Consider the following 225-nt stretch of genomic DNA (forward strand, 5'->3'; position numbering starts at 1 on the left):
ATGGTGATCCATACGCCGGGTTTTGATCCCTGCGTTGGCAAGACCTCCAGTCAGGCGTTCGCAGATGTTTTTCAAGTACATCGATGGCGTCTGGCCTCGAACCAGCCCATCGCCAGTGCTACGCCGGTAGACGACCATGCGAACCCTGCGTTGCTGTCCGCGCCAGGGCAGTTGAGACACTTTGGTGTCGTCGAACAAACCTCCGGGTTTGGATATGGAGGTCAA

Annotated in this window: 1 protein-coding gene; it reads right to left on the reverse strand. The window is 56.9% G+C overall.

The window, feature by feature from the left end; translation table 11 throughout:
* A partial coding sequence (locus ALO80_RS09105; protein ID WP_144434212.1) for a TraC family protein occupies nucleotides 1-225 on the reverse strand: 225 nt, incomplete at both ends.

Source organism: Pseudomonas caricapapayae (assembly GCF_001400735.1).
In the GTDB taxonomy this organism is placed as follows: Bacteria; Pseudomonadota; Gammaproteobacteria; order Pseudomonadales; family Pseudomonadaceae; genus Aquipseudomonas; species Aquipseudomonas caricapapayae.